Raw genomic sequence first — 3444 nt, 5'->3', positions numbered from 1 at the left:
TATCGTTGAAATATTCTGTAACCGAAGAATCGCTTCCCCGGGTCTCGGTAATCCGCAGCCGCTCGCTCACTGTCGGCAGCATATCCGGATTTTCAATCTGAAAGGCGACAAAGGGAACTGCGCCGGGGTTCAGAGTGTACATTCAAAAAATAGGTCTGCCACCTTTTTCGATTAAAATCTACTTATTACGGGAGGTAGACTTATGGTGCTTTATTTGCTCATACAGTTTTTCAGGTCTATTGATTTGATATACCATTGGAGCATAAGGTACTATTTTATAAGTACTCCCAGCATTATCTTCTTCTAAAAGTCGCACGTAAACTTTTTTTCCTGAAAATAGTTTGAAAATGATATGATATTCAAGCGGCTTTGGTATAAAATTTTTTTTACTTTCTACATCGTCATTATACCTCAATTCTTCAATAATTGAGGATATAACTAAAGAATTGTTAAGTTGTAAGCGGGTGATTGAATGAGAGGCAAGCCATTTTTCCGAAAAAAAACCATCACCAGCTAACACGTAGATATCAATAGCAAAGACTTCTTTTTTTATACTATCGTAAGGAGAATTAATGAGTAAAGCAAGTGTATCCTCTTCACTATAATCTGCACTTGAAAAATCAAATTGACCGCAACAAGCCAAGAAAACACACATTGCCAATAGTAGATATCTTAGCATTTAGTTACATGCTCCACTGACCAAAATATTACGTTGTCCAATAAAGTTAACATCAAAACTGTTCCCAAAAGGCAACATAGCGATATCTCTTGTGACCAATTCATTGTACCATTTTCTTTCCCCCCATGGTCGTGGATCAAAATCAAATGCATCTGTATAAGCACCGGTATACCCAGCAAAAGTCCACTCTTTACACCCACAGTTTTTCGTCACAGTTAGAGAGCCTTTTAAGCGTAACACAATCCTTCCAGGACCAGCGTTAGAAAAAAACGAACCATTCGAATAAAGCTGATGCCCTACCGTGGTGTCAATATTATATTTCCCAACACTATACGAGCACGAGTTAATAAATTTTTCAACCCCAAAGTTAGGATCTACCGCACTAAATGGCACATCAACATCGCCACCACCAAAAAAATAGCGTCTTGCTCCTTCTAGATAGCTTAACCCATCACTAGAGTCAACTTTCCCTGGTGACCACAGACACAGGCCAAAAAAATCTACGACATTAAGCGGATTTCCACCCACAAATCCATACAAATTTAACCCGCCCTCTTCCCCAATTGGATCCCGACTCATCCACCGCCCCAACTCAGGCGAATAATACCGATATCCGTAATAATACAACCCTGCAACATCATCAGCGTATTTCGTGGAAAACCGGAACGGATTAGCTTCAGCATAATTACCCATACCGGAAACCAATCCTCCGAAGGGAGCATATTCATAAGCAGCGACAACATATCCGTCCAAAGAATCAACAAGTTGCCCCACATTGCCATTAGCATCATAGAAATAAATATGGGATTTGTTTACCCCGTGATCAATCCGGGCAAGAATACCACCGATACCTCCGGCACCCTGAAAACTCTGCGAAATATCAAGACCGTAGACGTAGCTCGCCGTAACAGCCCCGGCTCCGTCCAGTTCCTCAATCAGGTTCAAGCCATCGTAGACAAAGAAGCGGGTTTCATCAGATTGCCAAGCTGCGCCATCCCAAACAGTAGTGACTTTCTGCGCTCTGCGGCCCATGTAATCGTAAATAAAATCAAGCTTTTTATCACCGACAGCAGGAGTTTTCGGGGTAACAGCGCTGAGCCTGTTCTCCCCGTTCCAGGTATAGGTGAAGGTTCCGTCGTCGGTGAGACCGCCGTCGTTATCATACGCCGGACTGGCCGCTGCCCCGTTCGTCTCCACGGAGGTATACTGATTCAGATCATTCGCCGTGTAGCCGACAGAGGTATAGGTTCCCGTGTTGATGAGCTTCTGATCCGGTGGAACCGGCAGGGAGATGGAAAAGGCATCCCCGGAGGTCGTCATGGTTTTTCGACGCCCTATATTATCATAAAGATAATCATACTGTGAGACTGTGGCTGCGCCGTACTCGTTCTTCACGCCGATCTTCAGGTTCCGATGGAGTTCGTAAGAGTTGGTTATCAGGCCACCTGAAGCAAAAGTGGTTGTGCGGAGAAGGTGCGAGTCTGGTACGCGGGCGTAGGTCACGTTGCCCGTGAAAGAATCGACATTCCAGGAAACACCGTTGAAGCGTCCGGTGCTGTCATAGCCATAGGTGACGGCATAGCTGCTGTCCGTGCTGAAGCCGGTGTTTCTACCAGGCACAGTGATCGTATCATAGGTTCGGGTAAGGGTGCGGCTGATCAGCCCGGTGGTACTGTGTCCGAGTTATGATGATTATAAAATGTACTTGAGCAACACCCCTAACCAAGGAATAACACAAAACGATATACGTATTTTTTTAGGAATATTTTTAAACAAAAGCGTAATAAAAGATAGCAACAGCACTAATATTGATATTGTATGCACAACAACAGGAGAGTCTTCATCAACGGGAAGAGTCAAGTTACTTTCTCCTGAAATTTCTTGCATCCAATCATACTTATTTTCTGGAATAGCCAGCAGTACAACAAGTAATCCGTAGACCATAAAAACAAGAACTATGTATATAATCTTTTTCATCTCATTAATCCTTGCAAATGGTTTTTCATCTGCAAAATAAAGTCTCCATAGCTTGTATTCTTTTTTATTCGATCAATTGACAGGGTCGGGCCTCGGTTATATCGAGCTCCTATAATTTTAATTTCATAATCTCCTATTTTTTGCCCAGGAAAATCAATTTCTTTTAACTCCGCCAAATGTTTTCCGACAATAAACAAGTTGAGCTGATCGTTTTTCAGCATTTTTATTATTTCATTCCGGCCAGTAAAGCTTTGAAAATCGCGCCCTAGGGATTGCCCTGCTCTGCGAATCTGAATACTAACATTCCCTAATGATGTAAGCTCAGGTTTTTTGGTTATTGTTAGAAATTCAAGATAAGGATCTCCACTATGATCAAAGCTCCGTACTGAATGTGCTATATCATCTTGTATATTTGGGTCACCTCCAGCTTCTACCCATGCAACACCAGCAAGTAAGATCGGCGGTAAATCAAAAGCTTCTGACACCAACTGAATAGTATTTTTTCTATTTGTAACAAAATTATCCTTAAATTCTTTCAGCCCTCCTTTCTTTGCGCCTCTTATCTTTCTATAAATTGCATCTCCTATACTCCAGTAAAAGGAACTTTCCGCTTCTCTTAAAACTTGGGATCTACGTTCATCAGATATATCTGAACAGTTAGCCCAAGTTCGTAGGATTTGTGCTCAAAACACGAAAAAAAGTCCTTTTTGGGGCCTTGCTCCTCTTTCAAATATCTGTAATTACTCATCACAGATTTTCGGATTCTTAATGTAGTGCCAGAGAGTGCG

4 protein-coding genes are annotated in these 3444 nt (G+C 42.2%); all 4 read right to left on the bottom strand.

What is annotated here, in order from left to right; translation table 11 throughout:
• Positions 1-178: 178 nt before the first annotated feature.
• Positions 179-661 (bottom strand): hypothetical protein, encoded by a 483-nt coding sequence (locus L2082_RS18880; RefSeq protein ID WP_446012164.1) that lies wholly within the window; start codon positions 659-661, stop codon positions 179-181.
• A gap of 18 nt (positions 662-679) precedes the next feature.
• Positions 680-2299: an RHS repeat-associated core domain-containing protein gene (locus L2082_RS18875; RefSeq protein WP_446012163.1), complete on the bottom strand. Its 1620-nt coding sequence runs from the start codon at positions 2297-2299 to the stop codon at positions 680-682.
• A gap of 72 nt (positions 2300-2371) precedes the next feature.
• The gene (locus tag L2082_RS18870; protein ID WP_446012162.1) at positions 2372-2656 is read right to left on the bottom strand and encodes a hypothetical protein; all 285 of its coding nucleotides are present in this window, start codon (positions 2654-2656) and stop codon (positions 2372-2374) included.
• Positions 2653-3141 carry a hypothetical protein gene (locus tag L2082_RS18865; protein ID WP_446012161.1) on the bottom strand — a complete coding sequence of 163 codons (489 nt, stop codon included), beginning with the start codon at positions 3139-3141 and terminating at the stop codon, positions 2653-2655. Before L2082_RS18865 ends, L2082_RS18870 begins: the two co-directional genes overlap by 4 nt.
• Between the last annotated feature and the right edge of the window lie 303 nt (positions 3142-3444).

The organism is Candidatus Electrothrix sp. (assembly GCF_052785085.1).
This window is presented reverse-complemented; position numbering and strand designations above follow the sequence as displayed.